Origin of the sequence: Rhodoblastus sp., assembly GCF_052145335.1 — a bacterium.
GTDB lineage: Bacteria > Pseudomonadota > Alphaproteobacteria > Rhizobiales > Beijerinckiaceae > Rhodoblastus.
This window is the reverse complement of record NZ_JBKQOU010000253.1, coordinates 1-16,425: the sequence shown is the minus strand read 5'-3', so window position 1 is coordinate 16,425 and position 16,425 is coordinate 1. Positions and strand designations below refer to the sequence as shown.

The following is a 16,425-nucleotide window of genomic DNA, read 5'->3' as shown; positions in this document are numbered from 1 at the left end:
GGCGTGCGCCTGTTTCGCACGCCGCTTCCATGCGTTTTGGCGTCAAAAAAGGCAGAACCAAGCCGGCAAAGACGATAGCCGCATGTTATTAGTTGATTAATTTGATCGTTTTTATATAAGTTAATTGAACAACGGTCTGAGCGAATCCAGAAGCCTGAATCCGGCCGTAACCGAATTGGGGGGCGAGTGATCCGGCCGTCGTCAGTTGCATCCGCCCGCCTCGCGGCCCATTTGATCGTCTTGAGACAGGCAGGAGACGACCGATGAAACGGCTGTTTTTTGGCGCACTGGTATGCGCGCTGCTTTCCGCCGCCGCCTGGGCCGCCCTCAAGGATGGCGACACGGCCCCCGACTTCACCCTTCCCGCGGCCGTGGGCGGCAAGAGTTTCGTCTTCAAATTGTCGGAAGCGCTGAAAAAAGGACCGGTGGTGGTTTATTTCTACCCAAAATCCTTCACCCGCATCTGCACCGAGGAAGCGTACGCCTTCGCCGAAAGCGCCGAAAACTTCGCGGCGGCGGGGGCGAAGCTGATCGGTGTTTCCGCCGATACGATCGAAACCCAGATCGAGTTTTCGTCTAAGGAATGCCGCGATAAATTTCCTGTCGCCGCCGATCCGAACCTGGTCGCGATCCGCGCCTATGACGCCGTGCGCGCAAAACCCGGCCCCAATGGCGCGACCATCGCCGACCGGATTTCCTATGTCGTCGCTCCCGACGGCAAGATAATCTATGCCTATCAGGACCCAGAAGCCGACAAACATATAGAGAATACGCTAGCAACCGTGCGCCACTGGCGCGAGGAACACAAGAACTGAGCCTTCTCTGGCGCAGGATCGCGTTTGCACCGGAGCCAATCGAAGTTTTCCTTGTCGATTGCCAAGACCTGTTATAACCGCGCGTCCGACCACGGTCTCGACAATTAAAGGAATGGCTCCCGCCGCATGTGGATCGTAAGCATAGCGCTCAAGCGCCCCTATACCTTCATCGTCATGGCGCTGATGATCGTGCTGGCCACGCCTTACATGCTGCTGACCATGCCGACCGACATCCTGCCGGACATCAACATACCCGTCATCAGCGTCATCTGGAACTACAGCGGCCTCTCGGCCCAGGAGATGAGCGCCCGCATCACGGGGCCCGCCGAGCGTATCCTGACCACCACGGTCAACGACATCGAACATGTCGAGTCGCAATCCTACAACAGCATCGGGATCATCAAGATATTCTTCCAGCCGGGCGCGAATATCGCCTCCGCCATCGCCCAAACCGCGGCGAGCGAGCAGGTGATGCTCAAGAGCCTGCCCACCGGAACGACGCCGCCGCTCATCATCACCTATTCGGCTTCCGCCATTCCGGTGACGCAACTCGCCCTGTCCAGCACGACCCTGCCAGAACAGACCGTGTTCGACAACGCCTTCAACGTGCTGCGTCCGCCGCTCGTCACCATTCCCGGCGTCGCCATCCCCTTCCCCTTCGGCGGCAAGCAGCGCGTCATCTCGGTCGATCTCGACACGTCGGCCATGCTCGCGCGTGGCCTATCGCCGCTTGACGTGGTCAATGCAGTCGGCGCCCAGAATCTCATCCTGCCTTCCGGCACCGCGAAGATGGGCCCGACAGAATTCATCGTCGGCGTCAACGGCTCGCCGGACACCATCGAGGGGCTCAACAATCTGCCTGTCCGCACCGTCAATGGCGCGGTGACCTATTTGCGCGAAGTCGCCCATGTGCGCGACGGCTTCTCGCCGCAGACCAATATCGTCCGGCTCGACGGCGCGCGCGGCGTCCTGATGTCGGTCATCAAGGCGGGCTCGGCCTCGACCCTGCGCATCGTCGAAAGCCTGAAAGAAACGCTGCCCAGGGCGCAAAAACTGATCCCGCCGGAAATCACCGTGCGCCCGCTGTTCGACCAGTCGGTCTACGTCCGCGCGGCCATTTCCGGCGTGCTGCGCGAGGCGGCGATCGCCGCCGGCCTCACCGCCGCGCTGATCCTGCTCTTCCTCGGCAATTGGCGCGCCACGCTGATCATTGCCGTCTCCATCCCCTTGTCGATTCTGTCCTCGCTGCTGGTCCTGCAGACGATCGGTCAGACGATCAACATCATGACGCTTGGCGGCCTAGCGCTGGCGGTGGGCATTCTCGTCGACGACGCCACGGTGACGATCGAAAACATCGAGCGCCACCTGCACCTGGGCACGGGCCTTTACGACTCGATCTATGAAGGCGCGGGCGAAATCGCGCTTCCCGCGCTGGTCTCGACCCTGTGCATCTGCATCGTGTTCACCCCGATGTTCTTTCTCACCGGGGTGTCCAAATTCCTGTTCGTGCCTCTGGCGGAGGCCGTGGTTTTCGCCATGCTCGCCTCCTACGTCCTGTCGCGCACGCTGGTGCCGACCATGGCTCTGCTGCTGCTGCGCGCGCCTGCCGCGGAACAGGCGCGGAAAAACCTGTTTTCCAGCATCCATCACGTCTTCAACGCCGGCTTCGAGAAGCTTCGTGGCCTCTATATCATTCTCCTCAGCCTGCTGCTGACGCGCCGAAGGACGGTCTGCGCCCTGTTCCTGACCTTCTGGGTGGCTTCGCTTGGCCTGTTTCTCCTGCTCGGCCAGGATTTCTTCCCCTCGGTCGATGCGACCGCGATCCGGCTGCACATGCGCGCGCCGACCGGCATGCGCATCGAGGAGACGGCGAGGCTCGCCGATCAGGTCGACCAGTATATCCGCAGCCAGATCCCCGCCGATGAACTGGTCACCATCGTCGACAATATCGGCCTGCCCTATTCGGGCATCAACCTGTCCTACAGCAACGCCGGGACCATCGGCACGCTCGACGCCGAGATCATGATCGCGCTGACGCAGGACCATCGTCCGTCGCGCACCTACATCGCGGCCCTGCGGAAAAGCCTGCCGGAGCAATTTCCCGGCATCGAGTTTTTCTTCCAGCCAGCCGACATCGTCACGCAGATCCTCAATTTCGGCCAGCCGGCGGCGGTCAACGTGCAAATCGTCGGCGCGGATACGCGGAAAAGCTTCACCCTCGCCTCGCAACTCCTGCGGGAGATCAGACAAGTCCCAGGCGCCGTGGACGCCCATATCCTGCAGAGGCTCGACCAGCCAAGCCTGCGCGTCGTCATGGACCGCACCCGAATGCAGCAGGTCAATCTCAACGCCGGCAGCCTGGCGCAGAATCTGCTGATCTCGCTTTCCGGCAGCAACCAGACCACGCCAACCTTCTGGCTCAGCCCGCAGAACGGCATCACCTACAGCGTCACGACGCAAACCCCGCAATACCGCGTCAATACGGTCGACGACCTCCTGCGCACGCCGGTCAATGCGGGAACCGGCGACGCGCCGCAACTGCTCGGCAATCTCGCGACCGTGACTCCGGGATCGGAAAACGCGCTGGTGTCGCATTTCAACCTGCGCCCCGCGATCGATATTTATGTCAGCGTCGAAGGCCGCGACCTCGGCGGAGTCTCCACCGACATCCGGAAAATCGTCGACGAGGCGCGCCCCAATCTGCCGCGCGGCTATGAGATCGCCCTGCGCGGACAGGCGGCGACGATGAAAAGCTCCTATATCGGCCTTGGCGTCGGCGTTCTGGTCGCCATTGTGCTGGTCTATCTGCTGATCGTCGTCAATTTCCAGTCGCTGCTCGATCCTCTTATCATCATCAGCGCTCTGCCCGCCGCCCTCGCCGGCATTGGCTGGATGCTCTACCTGACCGGCACGCCCCTCTCCGTTCCGGCCTTGACCGGCGCGATCATGACCACGGGCGTCGCCACGGCCAATTCCATCCTGCTGATTTCCTTCGCCCGCGAAAGGCTGGCGCATGGGGAGCCGCCGCTTTCGGCCGCGCTCGAGGCCGGCGCGACCCGTATCCGTCCAGTGCTGATGACCGCCTTCGCGATGATCGTCGGCATGATCCCGATGGCGCTGGGCCTTGGCGAAGGCGCCGAGCAAAATGCGCCGCTCGGCCGTGCGGTGATCGGCGGCCTGATTTTCGCGACCTTTTCGACGCTGCTGTTCGTGCCGCTGGTATTCGCCGCCGCCCACTCGTTCCGCCACAGGAAATCCGCGCCGTGACCAAAGAAAACCACGCCTCCCTCGGCCTCTCCAGCGATGACGGCCATTTGCATTTGCCCAAGCGCGGCAAGGTCTGGAGCGCCGCCAAGGGCGCCGCTCTGATCTTTCTCGCCATTCTGGCTGCCGGCGGCCTGCGCGTTATTTTTTCGCGCGGCGCGGCCGAAGCCGCCCTGACGGAGCAGACGATGCAGGGCCAGAAAGTTTTCGTCAACACGGTCAATCCCGCGCCCACGAAAAACAATGGCGCGCTCACCCTTCCGGCGACCCTGCGGGGCGATAATGAAACGTTGATCTACGCCCGCGTGAGCGGATATGTGCGCTCGTTCCTGGTCGACATCGGCTCCAAGGTGAAGAAGGGACAGGTTCTGGCCGAACTGGACACCCCGGAACTCGACCAGCAGGTCGCCGCGGCCGTGGCGCAGGTCGAAAACGCCAAGGCCAATACCGTGCTCGGCGAAGTCGCACTCAAGCGCTGGAAGCTCCTGTTCGCGCAGAACTCGGTCGCAAAACAGGATCTCGATACCAAACAGAACGCCTATGACACGGCCGTCGCCCTGCAGAACGCCGCCGAGGCCTATCTGAAGCAATTGCAGGAGACCACCGCCTTCAAACATGTCCTCGCGCCTTTCGACGGCGTCATCACCACGCGCAACGTCGATATCGGCAATCTGGTCACGGCCGGCAGCACGGGTTCGGCTTTGTTCACCATGGCTCGTCCCGATCCCTTGCGCGTGGCCATCGACGTTCCCCAGGCCTATGCCAGCGGCGTCAAGGTCGGCGACGAGGTGTTCGTGACTCAGGCCGAATTGCCGGGGCAGAAGTTTCCTGGAAAAATCTCCCGCATCGCCGGCGCCATCGACACCACGACGCGCTCGCAGCGTATCGAGTTGGCGTTGCAAAACCCCGATGGCAAGCTGACGCCCGGAGCCTATGTGCAGGTCACGCTTCCTCTGTTGGCCAAAGGTCCACTGTCTATCCCAGCGAACGCCTTGCTGTTCCGCGCCGAAGGGCCGAGCGTGGCGGTGGTTGACGCCGAGGGCATAGCGCGGCTGCGCCCGGTCTCGGTCGTCAACGATCTCGGCGCGACGCTGGAAATTTCCCAAGGCGTCGCCGTCTCGGACCGGATCATCGTCAATCCCCCGGATTCGCTCGCCGACGGCGACCAAGTGACGCCCTGACAGCGAAAATCACACGCTTGGCGCGATGGCCGCCTCCGGACGGAAAGAGGAAGTCCGCCGACGTTGCCCGCAGGGTAATGGACCGCAAAAAGCGGTGTGCTTCACCATGCTTCCCAATTGATCTTGCCAAGAAGCCACGAACGATAAAAAAACCTATCGTGACGTAAGGTCATCATTGATGGATCTCAATGAGGGGAAGGGACGCCTATATGTCACTGCGCGCCGTTGAATGTGACGAGATCGCCCTAGGCGCCGTCCAGGCCGTCACAGGCGCCGGAATCGTCTGTAGACTGGATCTTTCCCTGCACCCTCGGTTCACGGGCGGCGGCGAGGCGGCGCCGAAGGTTTTGGGCTCGATCGGCAGCCATGTGAAGCTATGCGTGGGCTCTTTGGTGCTGATTGCGGAAATCAGGGAGCTGAAGCAGCTCCCTGATGCGAGGAATACGTCGATTTCGGCGCATGCTGAATTTCTCGGCGAAGGAGACGCCACCCCCTTTGGCGGGCTCGCCAATTTTCGGCGGGGCGTTTCCTGCTACCCACTTCCAGGCGACAACGTCTACGCGGTCAGCCAGGACGATCTCAAGCAAGTTTTCGCCACCGGGAGTGGGTCCACAATCGAGATTGGCGCCGTTCAGCCGGCAGGGACGATTGCGGCGTCGATCAATATGGACTCCATGCTCTCGAAGCATTTCGCGATCGTGGGATCGTCCGGGACCGGCAAGTCCACTTTGGTCGCGCTTCTTTTGCATGAGATGGCCAAAAAGGCGCCGGAGGGGCACATCCTCATCATCGACCCCCATGGGGAGTACAAAAAGTCGTTCCCCGCCGTCGGAAAGGTCTTCGACGTCGATAATCTGTCCTTGCCGTACTGGCTGATGAACCTGGACGAGCATTGCGAGTTTTTCGGCGGCGTCGACAGCGAAATCGACCGCGACATTCTCGCGAAAAGCGTGTTGCAGGCGCGCGCAAGAAACCCGGTGGCTTCCTCGATCAGAAATCTCAATGTCAATACGCCGGTTCCCTACATGCTGAGCGATCTGATTTCAGTTCTCGACGAGCAGGTAGGCCGGATGGAAAAGCTAGGTGAAACAAGACATTACATTCGCCTTGGGCTGAAAATCAAGCAAATGGCCGCGGACCGCCGCTTCCGCTTCATATTCGACGACCAGCTGTTTTTCACTTCGCTATCCGATTTGATTTCCAATATCTTGAGGCTGCCGGCGGAGGGCCAGCCGATATCCGTAATCGAACTCTCGAGGGCGCCGTCGGAAATTCTCAACGTGGTCGTCGCCGTTCTTGCCCGTCTGGTGTTCAACTACGCAATTTGGTCCCATAAAATCTCGACGACGCCCATCGTGCTCATCTGTGAAGAGGCTCACACTTATTTGCCGAGCAATAGGAGGGGCGCGGGCGTCGCCGCGTCGACGATCCTCGAACGCATCGCCAAGGAAGGCCGCAAGTACGGGGTTTCTCTGGGGCTGGTGACGCAACGGCCCTCCGACCTGCATGAAGGGGTCCTGTCGCAATGCGGCACCTTTATCGCGATGCGGTTGAACAACGGCAAGGATCAAGCCTGCCTCAAGAACGCTCTGTCCGAAACGGGAAGTCACTTCATGGAGCTGATTCAATCCCTGAGAAACCGGGAGTGCATCATCTGCGGCGAAGGCGTTGCGGCGCCTGTTCGCGTGCTCGTGCGTGATTTGGCGCCGGAGCTGCGCCCGAATTCAGAGGATCCCGTCTTCAGCGAAGTCTGGAAAGATTCGCTCAACGAAAAGGAGAACGTCGAGAAGACGATCGCCCACTGGATCAAGGGGGTCATGTAATTTCGCCCGGCAACCCGCAGATACCGGCCGCGATTTGAGCGCCACTTTTATGGAATCGTCAGGGTGTGTCCGGGATAGATCAAATTTGGATTGCTGATCATGGTCGAATTGGCTTGGTAGATCGTCGGGTAGAGAGCCCCGCGCCCAAGCCTCTCGCGGCTGATGCGCCAAAGCGTATCGCCTCGAACGATGGTCGCATTGCCGCTACTCGCTCCATTCCCCGGCGCGCTCGCCTTGGCTTCCGGCGCGACCGAGAACGCCTGGACAAAGCTTTCCTTGGTCAGGGATCGATCGGACGAAACGCTTCGCAGCGACAAACTATGCGCTCCGGTTCCCAGGCGACGCGGAAGAATGACAAATTCACCCGTCGCCGGGTCGGCCTGCGCCTCAAGCAAAGTCTCGCCGTTATCGAGCAGAGCGACCCTGGCCCCCGGCTCAGTGCGCCCGGCAACCAGAACGTCGCCATTCGGCATGATCCTGGCGACGTCGACCAGAAGTTCAGACAAAGCTCCCGGCGGTACGCTGGCTTCAAGAGCGATCTCATTCAGCGATGAACGGGGCGCCGCCTCCAGTCTTGAAAGGCTTGCCACATTTTCTGGCGGACGCAGGCTTTCCGGCGTAACGGATCGCAGCATCTGGACAAGCCCCCAACCGGCCAAGGCCGTTGCGCAGATTACGGCGCCGCCCAACACCGGCACGGACCCCCACAAGCCCGATTTAACGATCATCTCATGCCCCCGCCAAGCCATGCCTCGCAAACAATAAAAGAAGATTGGAGGGAACCTTGTTCCCAATGGAACCAGGCAAATTTACGAAAGCCATCGGCTTCAAGATGAGAGAGCCTGTCAGGGCGACCAGTTTTCCACCGCTTGACTTGAGAATGTCATCAACTTGGAATTATTTGGCGCCGGAATGGCGGCGTTTGGCATAAGCCGTCGAGAAGATTTATACCAAGGGCGTTTCAAACCGACCGAACAGCGAAGGCAGGCCGGGCTCAATGCAAAAGGGCGGATTATGAACCTTTCCCGTAAAATTGCCTTCGGCAGCCTCGCGATCAGCCTCGCGGTGCTGGTCATCAAGGGTTTCGCCTACTGGCTGACCGGCTCCGTAGCCCTTTTCTCCGACGCCTTGGAGAGCGTGATCAATGTGGCGACCGCCATCGCCGCCGTCATAGCCATCCGTTATGCGCAGATGCCGCCGGACCGCGAACACCCTTACGGTCACCACAAGGCCGAATATCTGTCGGCAATTATCGTTGGCGCGCTGATCATCGTCGCCGGCGTCACCATCTTGAAGGAAGCTTATGAAGGCTTCCTCGCGCCCAAGCCGATCGACGCCCCCTTGCTCGGCATCGCGGTCAGCAGCATCGCCACGGTGATGAACGCGGCGTGGAGCTATGTGCTGATCCGTACGGGACGCAGCCAACGCTCTCCGGCGCTGGTCTCCGACGGCAAGCACCTGCTGGCCGATGTGGTGACCTCCGTGGGCGTCGTCGTCGGCGTCGGCCTCGTCGTCATCACCGGCATTCATGTCCTCGATTCGGTCATCGCGGCGCTGGTCGCCCTCCATGTGCTGTGGAGCGGCTGGGAAGTGATCCAGGAAAATTCCGGCGGCCTGCTCGACGCGGCTCCGCCGGAGGAAGAGCTCAAGCAGATCAACGACATCATTTCGGAGCATTCGGTAGAGGCCATCGAGGTTCACGGCGTGCGCGCCCGCAACGCGGGCAGCGCGACCTTCATCGACTTCCATCTCGTCGTTCCCGGCGCCATGACCGTGGCGCGTTCGCACGCCATCTGCGACCGGCTGGAGGCCGCGCTCAAGGATTCCCTGCACGAACCCATCGTCACCATCCACGTCGAGCCGGAAGACAAGGCCGAACTGGGAGGCGCCCATATGCCCGAGCGCCAGTCGGCAGTTTGAGCCGTTTTTTGTCCTGGCGCGTTATCTCACGCGAACCGGCGCCCATTTCGCTTGAAAACGCCCCGTTGCCCGGCGTCACCCAAAATTCGCGCGTTCTGTGCTAGGTTGCTGCTTTGGATTCGGAAGGACCTTGCCATGACAGATTGGGTCGTCATCTATCGGACGTCATTGGGAGCAAGGGAGACGCGCTCGCCCAGCGCCCCGACCGAGCGGAGAGCCCTTGCGCAAGCCCGGACGCTGCACATGCAGGGCTGCGAAGTTCTTCGCATCAAAGGCCCCGATGATTCGGAAGTTTCGGAACAGCGCATCAACCGCTGGATCGCCGACGGCCGGGACAGGCTCGATCTGGCCTAGGGAAGGAGAGTTCGCCATGTCCAATCCCTTTACGAAAAAGAACCCCTTCATGAGCATGTGGCTCAGCGGCGCCAACAAGATCGCCGGGACTGGCCGCGGCCTGTGGCAGGCGGCCGCCCGCAAGCAGCAATCGGCGATGATCCGCGAGGCCGACAAAATGACGACCTCGTTCTGGACCGAGGCGCTCAAGAAGCCTTCTTCCCGCAAGCGGCGAAAAACCGGCAATTAATGGTCCGCCGCGCCTCGAAGCGAACGCGAATCGGATTAGCCAGCGCTCCGGTTTTATGGACGGCGTCGGTCTGGGCGCCGATGATGAGCGCCGTCCTCAGGCCAAGCGCCGCCGGACGCGTGGTCGAGGTTGACGAATTCGGCTCCAATCCCGGGGGCTTGCGGATGTTCGTCTATGCGCCGCCGAAAAAACTGCCCGCCGGCGCGCCGCTGATCGTGGTGCTGCACGGCTGCGGCCAGGACGCCGGGAACTTCGCCCGCAATTGCGGCTGGATCGCCCTGGCGCAGCGCATCGGCGCGGCGCTGCTGCTGCCCGAACAGACCGTCAAGAACAGCAGCGGCCGCTGTTTCAACTGGTATCAGCCCTCCGATATCCGCCGGGGCTCCGGCGAGGCCAAATCGATCCGGCAGATGGTGCGCGCCGCCCTGCTGCGCTTCAAATCCGACCCGCGAGGGGTTTTTGTCGTCGGCCTGTCCGCCGGCGGCGCGATGGCCGCGGCTCTGCTCGCGGCCTATCCCAATGTCTTCGCCGCCGGCGCCGTGGTCGCAGGAATGCCGGTCGGCGCCGCCTATAATGGCGCCTCGGCCCTGTTGCGCATGCGCCGCGCCGACCCCTTTTCCAGCCGCCACAGCCTTGCCGAGGCGGTGCGGCGGGCGGCGCCGAAAACCGTCAGGCCGCGCGTCTGGCCAAGGCTTTCGATCTGGCAGGGCGGACGCGATCAACTGGTCGATCCCCGCAACGCCGAGGCCTTAGCGGCGCAATGGACCGAATTGCAGGGATTCCATGCCACACCGACCTCCGAGTCTGAGCCCATGAAAGGCGTGCGGCGCCGTGTATGGAGCACGCCCAGGCGCGCGGCGATAGAATTCTGGACCATCGCCGACATGGGCCATGGCTTTCCGGTCGATTCCAGCGCGCCCGGCGGGGGACGCAGCGGGTTCGGCGTGATCAATGCCGGATTGCCCGCCGCGCATCATATCGCCCGGTTCTGGGGCATCGATTCTTGAAACATTTTTCCATGATCGAGACAGGTCGCGATCATGGAATCCCTCGCATGAACCCGGCTTCGCGTTCGCTCTAACCCGCCTCGCATGCAAAACCTGCGATGAGGGGTATGTTTACCACCCGCGGGGCTTCGAAATGTCACCGAGACAAAGTAGACAAAGGCCATGCCGACCGCGCCCAACGAAAACTCCGAACATCATGCCGAAGAAATTTTGGCCGAAGACTTTCTGGTCTGCGGCCTCGGCCGCTTGGGGCGGGAGTGCGTCGCGGTTCTGAAAGCCTTCGGCGTGCATGTGATCGGCGTCGATATTTCAGCCGCGGCAGGCCAGGATCCCTCCGTTTCCAACCTGCTTGACGCGTTTCACGCCGGCGATTGCAGCCACGCGGACATTTTGAAAAAGGCCGGGATCGAAAACTGCCGCTCCGTGCTTCTGGTCACCAGCGACGAGCGCAACAATATTGCGGCGGCCTTCATCGCGCGCTCGCTCAACCCGCGCGTGCGCCTGATCATTCGTTCGGCGCAGGAAAACCTCAACGCCCTGCTGCGTCAGCAATTGGGCAATCTGGTGGCTTTCGAACCGTCGCAATTTTCGGCGAGCGCCTTCGCCCTGGTTTCGCTGAGCGACCAGACCCAGGCTTTTTTCGAGGTGGAGGAAACCAAGGTGCGCGTAGGGCGCAGCGTGGTCGAAGACGACGAAGTGCGGATCATCGGACGACGGGTTTATGAGCTGAACAATGCGGACCGGCGCATTCTCGGCGTCACCACCGAAAGCGAACCGGTCGGCGACTTTCTGCTGGCGGTGAACCCGGACAAGGAAATCGCTGCGGGCGATGTCCTGACCTTTTTCGAAAGCGGCGGCCGGCGTCCAGGCGACGGCGCGCTTCACGCCACACAGGGCAAGCGCGAGCCCGGACCGACGCTGGCGACGCATTTCTCTTCATTCAGGAACGGCCTGAATCGTTTGCGCCGGAGCATCGAGGCGCCGCGCGTGGCGATGATCTCGTTTGCGATCATGCTGGTGCTCTCGGTCGCAACCTTTCTGTTCTATCGCTGGGAAAATCCCGACATCAGCGCGCTCGATGCCGTCAATATCGCGATCGTCCTGGCCATTGGCGGTTTCGACAATGTGTTCGGCGCGCTGAAAGTGCCCTTTCCGATCTCGGACCGGCTTTACGCTTTTTCGGTGCTGATCCATGTCTGCAGCACGGTTTTCCTCGGCGTCGTCTTCGCCACCCTGACGGAACGGCTGTTGAGCGCCCGCCTGCAGATCACGCGGCGCCGGCCTGCGGCCCCTGCCAGTGGTCATACCATCGTCATCGGCATGGGCGCCATCGGCCAGAGGATCGCAGAAATCCTGCGCGAATGGGGACAACCGACCGTCGGCGTCTCGCAGGAGCCCGTCGCCGAGGATGTGCTGACCGACATGTCGATTCATTTCGGCCCCCTGCCCGAGGCTTTGGCGCGGGCCAATGTCGAAACCGCGAAAAGCGTCATCGCGGTGCTCGACGATCAGGTCGCCAACCTCGAAGTCAGCCTGCTGGCGCGCTCACTCAATACTGAATGCACCATCGTATTCCGCACCGCCGACCAGGAACTGGCGCGCAACGTCGCCTCCCTGGTCTCCTGCTCCACCGGTCTAAGCGACTACGCCATAGCCGCCGAAGCTATCGCCGGCGCCGCCTTCGGCGAATACATCATCTCCGCCTTTCATCTTGACGACCGTTCGGCGCTGGTCACCGAATACGACATCCATCAAGGCGACACCCTGATTGGCCGCACGCTCGCCGAAATCGCCTATGGCTATGGCGTCGCGCCCATCATCCACCGGCGGGGCGACGACAAGCGTTTCAATCCGTCCGACGACATCGTGCTGGAGTCGGGCGACGCGCTCGTCGTCATCGCCACGGTCGACGGCCTTCGCCGCATCGAAATCGGCGCGCGCGCCACGCCGGAATGGCGTCTCGCGATCCTCTCCTCGCCGTCCGAGGACGCCAGGTTCGAGGCCGCCAACGCCATCTCCCGCATATCGGGATGCGACCTTGCCCAGGCGCGCTCCGCCATGCAACGCCTGCCCTCAAGGCTGGAGAAACCGCTTTACCAGCAGCAGGGATCGCGGATGACGCGCGAATTGCGGAAACTGCTGGTGATGACCCGGCTCGAATTCGAGGGCGACGGGCGCAAACAATCCGGCGAACCGGATTCAAAGTGACATATTTCCTATAAATTAGACCGCTAACCATCGAGAGATTGCGGGGGTCAATCGTTTGTCATAATCGGGCGCAACCCTCGCCTCGTCCTGTCGCTGCGTCGGCCTTGCTCGCCGTTCCAAGGTGGGCAGAAGATGACGGACATTATAAGGTCGAAGGCGCCAGGGGAGCGGAACTAATGGACAAGAAGGTAGAAAATTCGATGCCGACCCTTGAGGACGCCGCCGCGCTCGCGGAAAAGCTCGCCACACTTCGTGTCGCCGATGCTGTCGACGCGCTGGACGCCCTCGATCACCCCCTCGACGTCGCCGTCGTCAAGGCCATGCCGCTGTCGCTCGCCGTGCAATTATTCGACGAGGCCGGACTCGATCATCCCCATGAAATCATCCAGGACTTGCCCGACGACCGCGCCGCCGCCATTCTCGACGGCATTTCCGCCGACCGGCGCGTCGAAATCTTCCGCAAGCTCAAAAAGGATGACCGCCAGCGCCTGACCAAGCTGCTGTCTCCTGCAGACCAGGCCTCGCTGGCGCAACTGCTGACCTATGAGCCGTCGACCGCCGGCGGCATGATGACCACCGAATTCCTTTCCCTGCCGCCGACTCTGCGTGTCGAGGGAGCCTTGCGGCACATCAGGGAGGTCGCCAAGGAAAAGGAGACCATCTATTCGATCTATGTCGTCGATCCCGCGACCCAGAAGCTGATCCGTCCGATTTCCCTGCGCGACCTCATCCTCGCCGAACCGTCGGCGACGGTCGGCTCAATCCAGCGGAATCGCGAACCGATTGTCGTGCTGCCGACCACCGACCGGGAAGAAGTCAGCGCCCTGATCTCAAAATACGACCTGCTCGCCGTCCCCGTGGTCGACCCCTCGGGCAAGCTGATCGGCATCGTCACCGTCGACGACGTGATTGACGCCATGGTCGAAGAGGCCACCGAGGACGTGCAGCGTTTCGGCGGCATGGAATCGCTCGACGGGCCCTACATGGAAATCAGCTTCATGGGGATGATCAAGAAGCGAGCCGGCTGGCTGTGCGCCTTGTTCCTCAGCGAAATGCTGACCGCCAGCGCCATGCAGCATTACGAAGGCCAGCTCGAAAAAGCGGTGGTGTTGACTCTGTTCATCCCGCTGATCATGAGTTCGGGCGGCAATTCGGGATCCCAGGCGACTTCGCTGATCATCCGCGCCCTGGCGCTCGGCGAAGTCAAGCTCAAGGATTGGTGGCGGATCGCCTTTCGCGAACTACCGTCGGGCCTCGTTCTCGGCTCCTTGCTTGGCGCGATCGGATTCGCCCGCATCACCATCTGGCAGCTTGCCGACTTCCACGATTACGGCGAGCACTGGATGCTGATCGCGTCGACCGTCGCCGCCGCTTTGGTGGGAATCGTCACTTTCGGCTCTCTCGCCGGCTCCATGCTTCCCTTTGTGCTCAAACGTCTGGGCTTCGATCCGGCGACGGCCTCCGCGCCCTTCGTCGCCACCCTGGTCGACGTTACCGGCCTGATCATTTACTTCACCATCGCCTACGAAATCCTCAAGGGCACTTTGCTTTGACGCTGCGGCGGGAAAAACGCCTTGGTCCGGCGGCGGCGCTCGGGCTTGCCGCCGGCTTGGCCCTTCCCGCTCAACGAGACGCCCGGGCGCAAGTCGCGTTTACTCCGGCTCTCGAGATCGTAACGCCGAGGGCGCAGCTTCCCGACACCATCGAGCCGTCGATCGCCAGCGAAATTCCGGCGTTGATGGATCTGAAACAGGCGTTTTTGACCCACGGCGTCAATTTCCAGATCTCCTATATCCAGGACACGTTCGGCAACGTCACCGGCGGCGTCCAGCAGGGCGCCACCTATAACAGCGTCATCTACATGCTGGTCGACGCCGACCTCGCCAAACTGGCCGGGTGGAGCGGCGCGACTTTCCGGGTCAACGCCTTCCAGGTCATGGGACTCGGCCTGTCCTACGCCAATGTCTACAATCTATCGACCATCAGCTCCATCGAGGCGCGGCCCACCACGCGGCTGGTAGAACTGTGGTTCGAACAAAAGCTGTTTTCCGACATGGCTTCGATACGGGTCGGGCAATTGGCGGCCGACACCGAGTTTTTCACCAGCGAATTTGGCGGCCTCTATGTCAACGGGACTTTCGGCTGGGCGACCATGTTCGCGGGCGACCTTCCAGGCAGCGGCCCCGGCTATCCCCTGTCGACGCCCGGCGTCCGCGTAAAACTGACGCCCAACGAACATCTCACCTTGCTCGCCGCCATTTTCAACGGCGACCCCGCCGGAACCGGCTTTTCCGGAGAAGAACAGGCTGTGGACCTGAATGGCGTCAATTTCCGCCTGCGCGATCCGGCCTTGCTGTTTGGCGAAGCGCAATACGCTTATAACCAGGACAAGGCGTCGTCGGGCCTCGCCGGCACGGTCAAAATCGGCGGCTGGTATCATTTCGGCTTGTTCAACGACAATCATTTCGCCTATGACGGCTTTTCGCTCGCCGACCCGGCCGGCGTCGGCGTGCCGCAGACGCATAATGGCGATTACGCCATCTACGGCGTCATCGATCAAATGCTGTGGCGCCTGCCTGGCGACGAACCGAAAAAGGGCGTCGCGGTTTTTGCCCGTGTCGCGGGCAGTCCCGACGACCGCAACCTGATCAATTTCTACGCGGAAGGCGGCGTCAATTTCATCGGCCTGCTGTCGCAAAGGCCGAGCGATTCTTTCGGCTTAGGCGCGGCTTATTCCCATATGGCGCCGTCGCTCGCCGCCTACGATCAGGACGCGGCTTTTTTCTCCGGCGAACTCTCTCCCGTGCGCGATTACGAACTGGCGCTTGAACTGACCTATCAGGCGGCCCTCGTTCCGGGTTGGACCGTCCAGCCGGACCTGCAATATATCGTCCATCCCGGCGGCGGCGCGGCCGATCCGGCCAATCCCGCGCAGCGGATTCCCAACGCCTTGGTCATCGGCCTGCGCACCAACGTGACTTTTTGACGGCTGAGCCGTTTTGGCGAAAAATGTCGGCTTGACCGCCTTTTCGTCCCGAGCGAAGCCGTTCGGAGACGAGGCGCGTCATTGACAATTGTCTGCTTTTCGTGCTTTCGTTCCTTTACTGATGATGGGAGGGCCGAGGCGGGCCGAACAGGCTGCCCCGAGTTGTGAAGCTTCATCAAAGAGCGCATCATCGAAAACGCCTGAACACGATAAACAACAAGCAAGAAAGGCGACCAAAATGGTAAAAAAGACCGCGCCCCTAAAACCCAAGCTCGTGGCGGTCAAGGACAAGGCCGATCCTGCCGGCGACATGCCGGCGCAAGATCCGGCGGCCGGCGACGCCGCTGTCCTGGCGCCGGCCAAGCCGGTCAAAACCGCCAAGCCCGCAGCCAAACCCGTCAAGACCGCGGCCAAGGCTGCCGCCAAGACTGCCGGCAAGACTGTCGCGGCCGCCAAAGCCGAAAAGCCGACCAAGGTCGAAAAGCCCGAAAAGACTGAAAAACCCGCCAAGGTGGCGAAAAAGCCACTCAATTTCAAAGTCCCGGCGGATTTCCGCCGCGAGTTCAAGACCTATGCCTCGACCCACGACCTGAAATTGAACCGGTTGCTCGAACTCGCCTTCGAAAGCTACCGCAAGC

13 protein-coding genes are annotated in these 16,425 nt (G+C 61.6%); 12 read left to right on the top strand and 1 reads right to left on the bottom strand.

Annotated features, from left to right (window positions below):
• Positions 1-263 precede the first annotated feature (263 nt).
• The 4 genes from ACLP2E_RS16355 to ACLP2E_RS16340 all read left to right on the top strand — a co-directional run bounded on the left by ACLP2E_RS16355 (position 264) and on the right by ACLP2E_RS16340 (position 7,083).
• Positions 264-815 (top strand): peroxiredoxin, encoded by a 552-nt coding sequence (locus tag ACLP2E_RS16355; protein WP_442466530.1) that lies wholly within the window; start codon positions 264-266, stop codon positions 813-815.
• Between the two features lie 126 nt (positions 816-941).
• Complete coding sequence (locus ACLP2E_RS16350) at positions 942-4,082, top strand: efflux RND transporter permease subunit (protein ID WP_442460834.1); 3,141 nt, start codon at positions 942-944, stop codon at positions 4,080-4,082.
• Entirely contained in the window at positions 4,079-5,260 is a 1,182-nt protein-coding gene (locus ACLP2E_RS16345; RefSeq protein ID WP_442466529.1) for an efflux RND transporter periplasmic adaptor subunit, read from the top strand. Before ACLP2E_RS16350 ends, ACLP2E_RS16345 begins: the two co-directional genes overlap by 4 nt.
• Positions 5,261-5,469: 209 nt before the next feature.
• Positions 5,470-7,083: an ATP-binding protein gene (locus tag ACLP2E_RS16340; protein ID WP_442460832.1), complete on the top strand. Its 1,614-nt coding sequence runs from the start codon at positions 5,470-5,472 to the stop codon at positions 7,081-7,083.
• A 47-nt stretch (positions 7,084-7,130) separates the two neighbouring features.
• Here ACLP2E_RS16340 and ACLP2E_RS16335 read toward each other — a convergent pair whose 3' ends face one another.
• Positions 7,131-7,811, bottom strand: a complete 681-nt coding sequence (locus tag ACLP2E_RS16335) for a LysM peptidoglycan-binding domain-containing protein (RefSeq protein ID WP_442466528.1) — start codon at positions 7,809-7,811, stop codon at positions 7,131-7,133.
• 286 nt (positions 7,812-8,097) lie between these two features.
• Here ACLP2E_RS16335 and ACLP2E_RS16330 point away from each other — a divergent pair, with 286 nt between their 5' ends.
• The 8 genes from ACLP2E_RS16330 to ACLP2E_RS16295 all read left to right on the top strand — a co-directional run.
• Positions 8,098-9,003 carry a cation diffusion facilitator family transporter gene (locus ACLP2E_RS16330; RefSeq protein WP_442460830.1) on the top strand — a complete coding sequence of 302 codons (906 nt, stop codon included), beginning with the start codon at positions 8,098-8,100 and terminating at the stop codon, positions 9,001-9,003.
• Between the two features lie 135 nt (positions 9,004-9,138).
• On the top strand, positions 9,139-9,357 hold the full coding sequence (locus ACLP2E_RS16325) for a hypothetical protein (RefSeq protein WP_442460829.1): 219 nt from the start codon (positions 9,139-9,141) through the stop codon (positions 9,355-9,357).
• Between the two features lie 16 nt (positions 9,358-9,373).
• A complete protein-coding gene (locus ACLP2E_RS16320) occupies positions 9,374-9,586 on the top strand; it encodes a hypothetical protein (RefSeq protein ID WP_442460828.1) in 213 nt (70 codons plus the stop codon).
• A gap of 83 nt (positions 9,587-9,669) precedes the next feature.
• Positions 9,670-10,593, top strand: a complete 924-nt coding sequence (locus ACLP2E_RS16315; protein WP_442466527.1) for an extracellular catalytic domain type 1 short-chain-length polyhydroxyalkanoate depolymerase — start codon at positions 9,670-9,672, stop codon at positions 10,591-10,593.
• Between the two features lie 162 nt (positions 10,594-10,755).
• Complete coding sequence (locus ACLP2E_RS16310; protein ID WP_442466526.1) at positions 10,756-12,801, top strand: potassium channel family protein; 2,046 nt, start codon at positions 10,756-10,758, stop codon at positions 12,799-12,801.
• A 176-nt stretch (positions 12,802-12,977) separates the two neighbouring features.
• Positions 12,978-14,354, top strand: coding sequence for a magnesium transporter (gene mgtE / locus ACLP2E_RS16305; RefSeq protein ID WP_442466525.1), 1,377 nt, complete (start codon positions 12,978-12,980; stop codon positions 14,352-14,354).
• Positions 14,351-15,787 (top strand): carbohydrate porin, encoded by a 1,437-nt coding sequence (locus ACLP2E_RS16300; protein WP_442466524.1) that lies wholly within the window; start codon positions 14,351-14,353, stop codon positions 15,785-15,787. The genes mgtE and ACLP2E_RS16300 overlap by 4 nt, the downstream gene beginning before the upstream one ends.
• A gap of 238 nt (positions 15,788-16,025) precedes the next feature.
• On the top strand, positions 16,026-16,425 hold a 400-nt coding region (locus tag ACLP2E_RS16295; RefSeq protein WP_442466523.1), incomplete at its 3' end, for a hypothetical protein.

Bases quoted from the DNA above. Each gene is read 5' to 3' on its own strand.
- ACLP2E_RS16320 (WP_442460828.1), top strand. From the start codon at position 9,374: ATGTCCAATCCCTTTACGAAAAAGAACCCCTTCATGAGCATGTGGCTC.
- ACLP2E_RS16355 (WP_442466530.1), top strand. From the start codon at position 264: ATGAAACGGCTGTTTTTTGGCGCACTGGTATGCGCGCTGCTTTCCGCC.
- ACLP2E_RS16310 (WP_442466526.1), top strand. From the start codon at position 10,756: ATGCCGACCGCGCCCAACGAAAACTCCGAACATCATGCCGAAGAAATT.
- ACLP2E_RS16335 (WP_442466528.1), bottom strand. From the start codon at position 7,811: ATGATCGTTAAATCGGGCTTGTGGGGGTCCGTGCCGGTGTTGGGCGGC.
- ACLP2E_RS16350 (WP_442460834.1), top strand. From the start codon at position 942: ATGTGGATCGTAAGCATAGCGCTCAAGCGCCCCTATACCTTCATCGTC.
- ACLP2E_RS16330 (WP_442460830.1), top strand. From the start codon at position 8,098: ATGAACCTTTCCCGTAAAATTGCCTTCGGCAGCCTCGCGATCAGCCTC.
- mgtE (WP_442466525.1), top strand. From the start codon at position 12,978: ATGGACAAGAAGGTAGAAAATTCGATGCCGACCCTTGAGGACGCCGCC.
- ACLP2E_RS16315 (WP_442466527.1), top strand. From the start codon at position 9,670: ATGAGCGCCGTCCTCAGGCCAAGCGCCGCCGGACGCGTGGTCGAGGTT.
- ACLP2E_RS16340 (WP_442460832.1), top strand. From the start codon at position 5,470: ATGTCACTGCGCGCCGTTGAATGTGACGAGATCGCCCTAGGCGCCGTC.
- ACLP2E_RS16325 (WP_442460829.1), top strand. From the start codon at position 9,139: ATGACAGATTGGGTCGTCATCTATCGGACGTCATTGGGAGCAAGGGAG.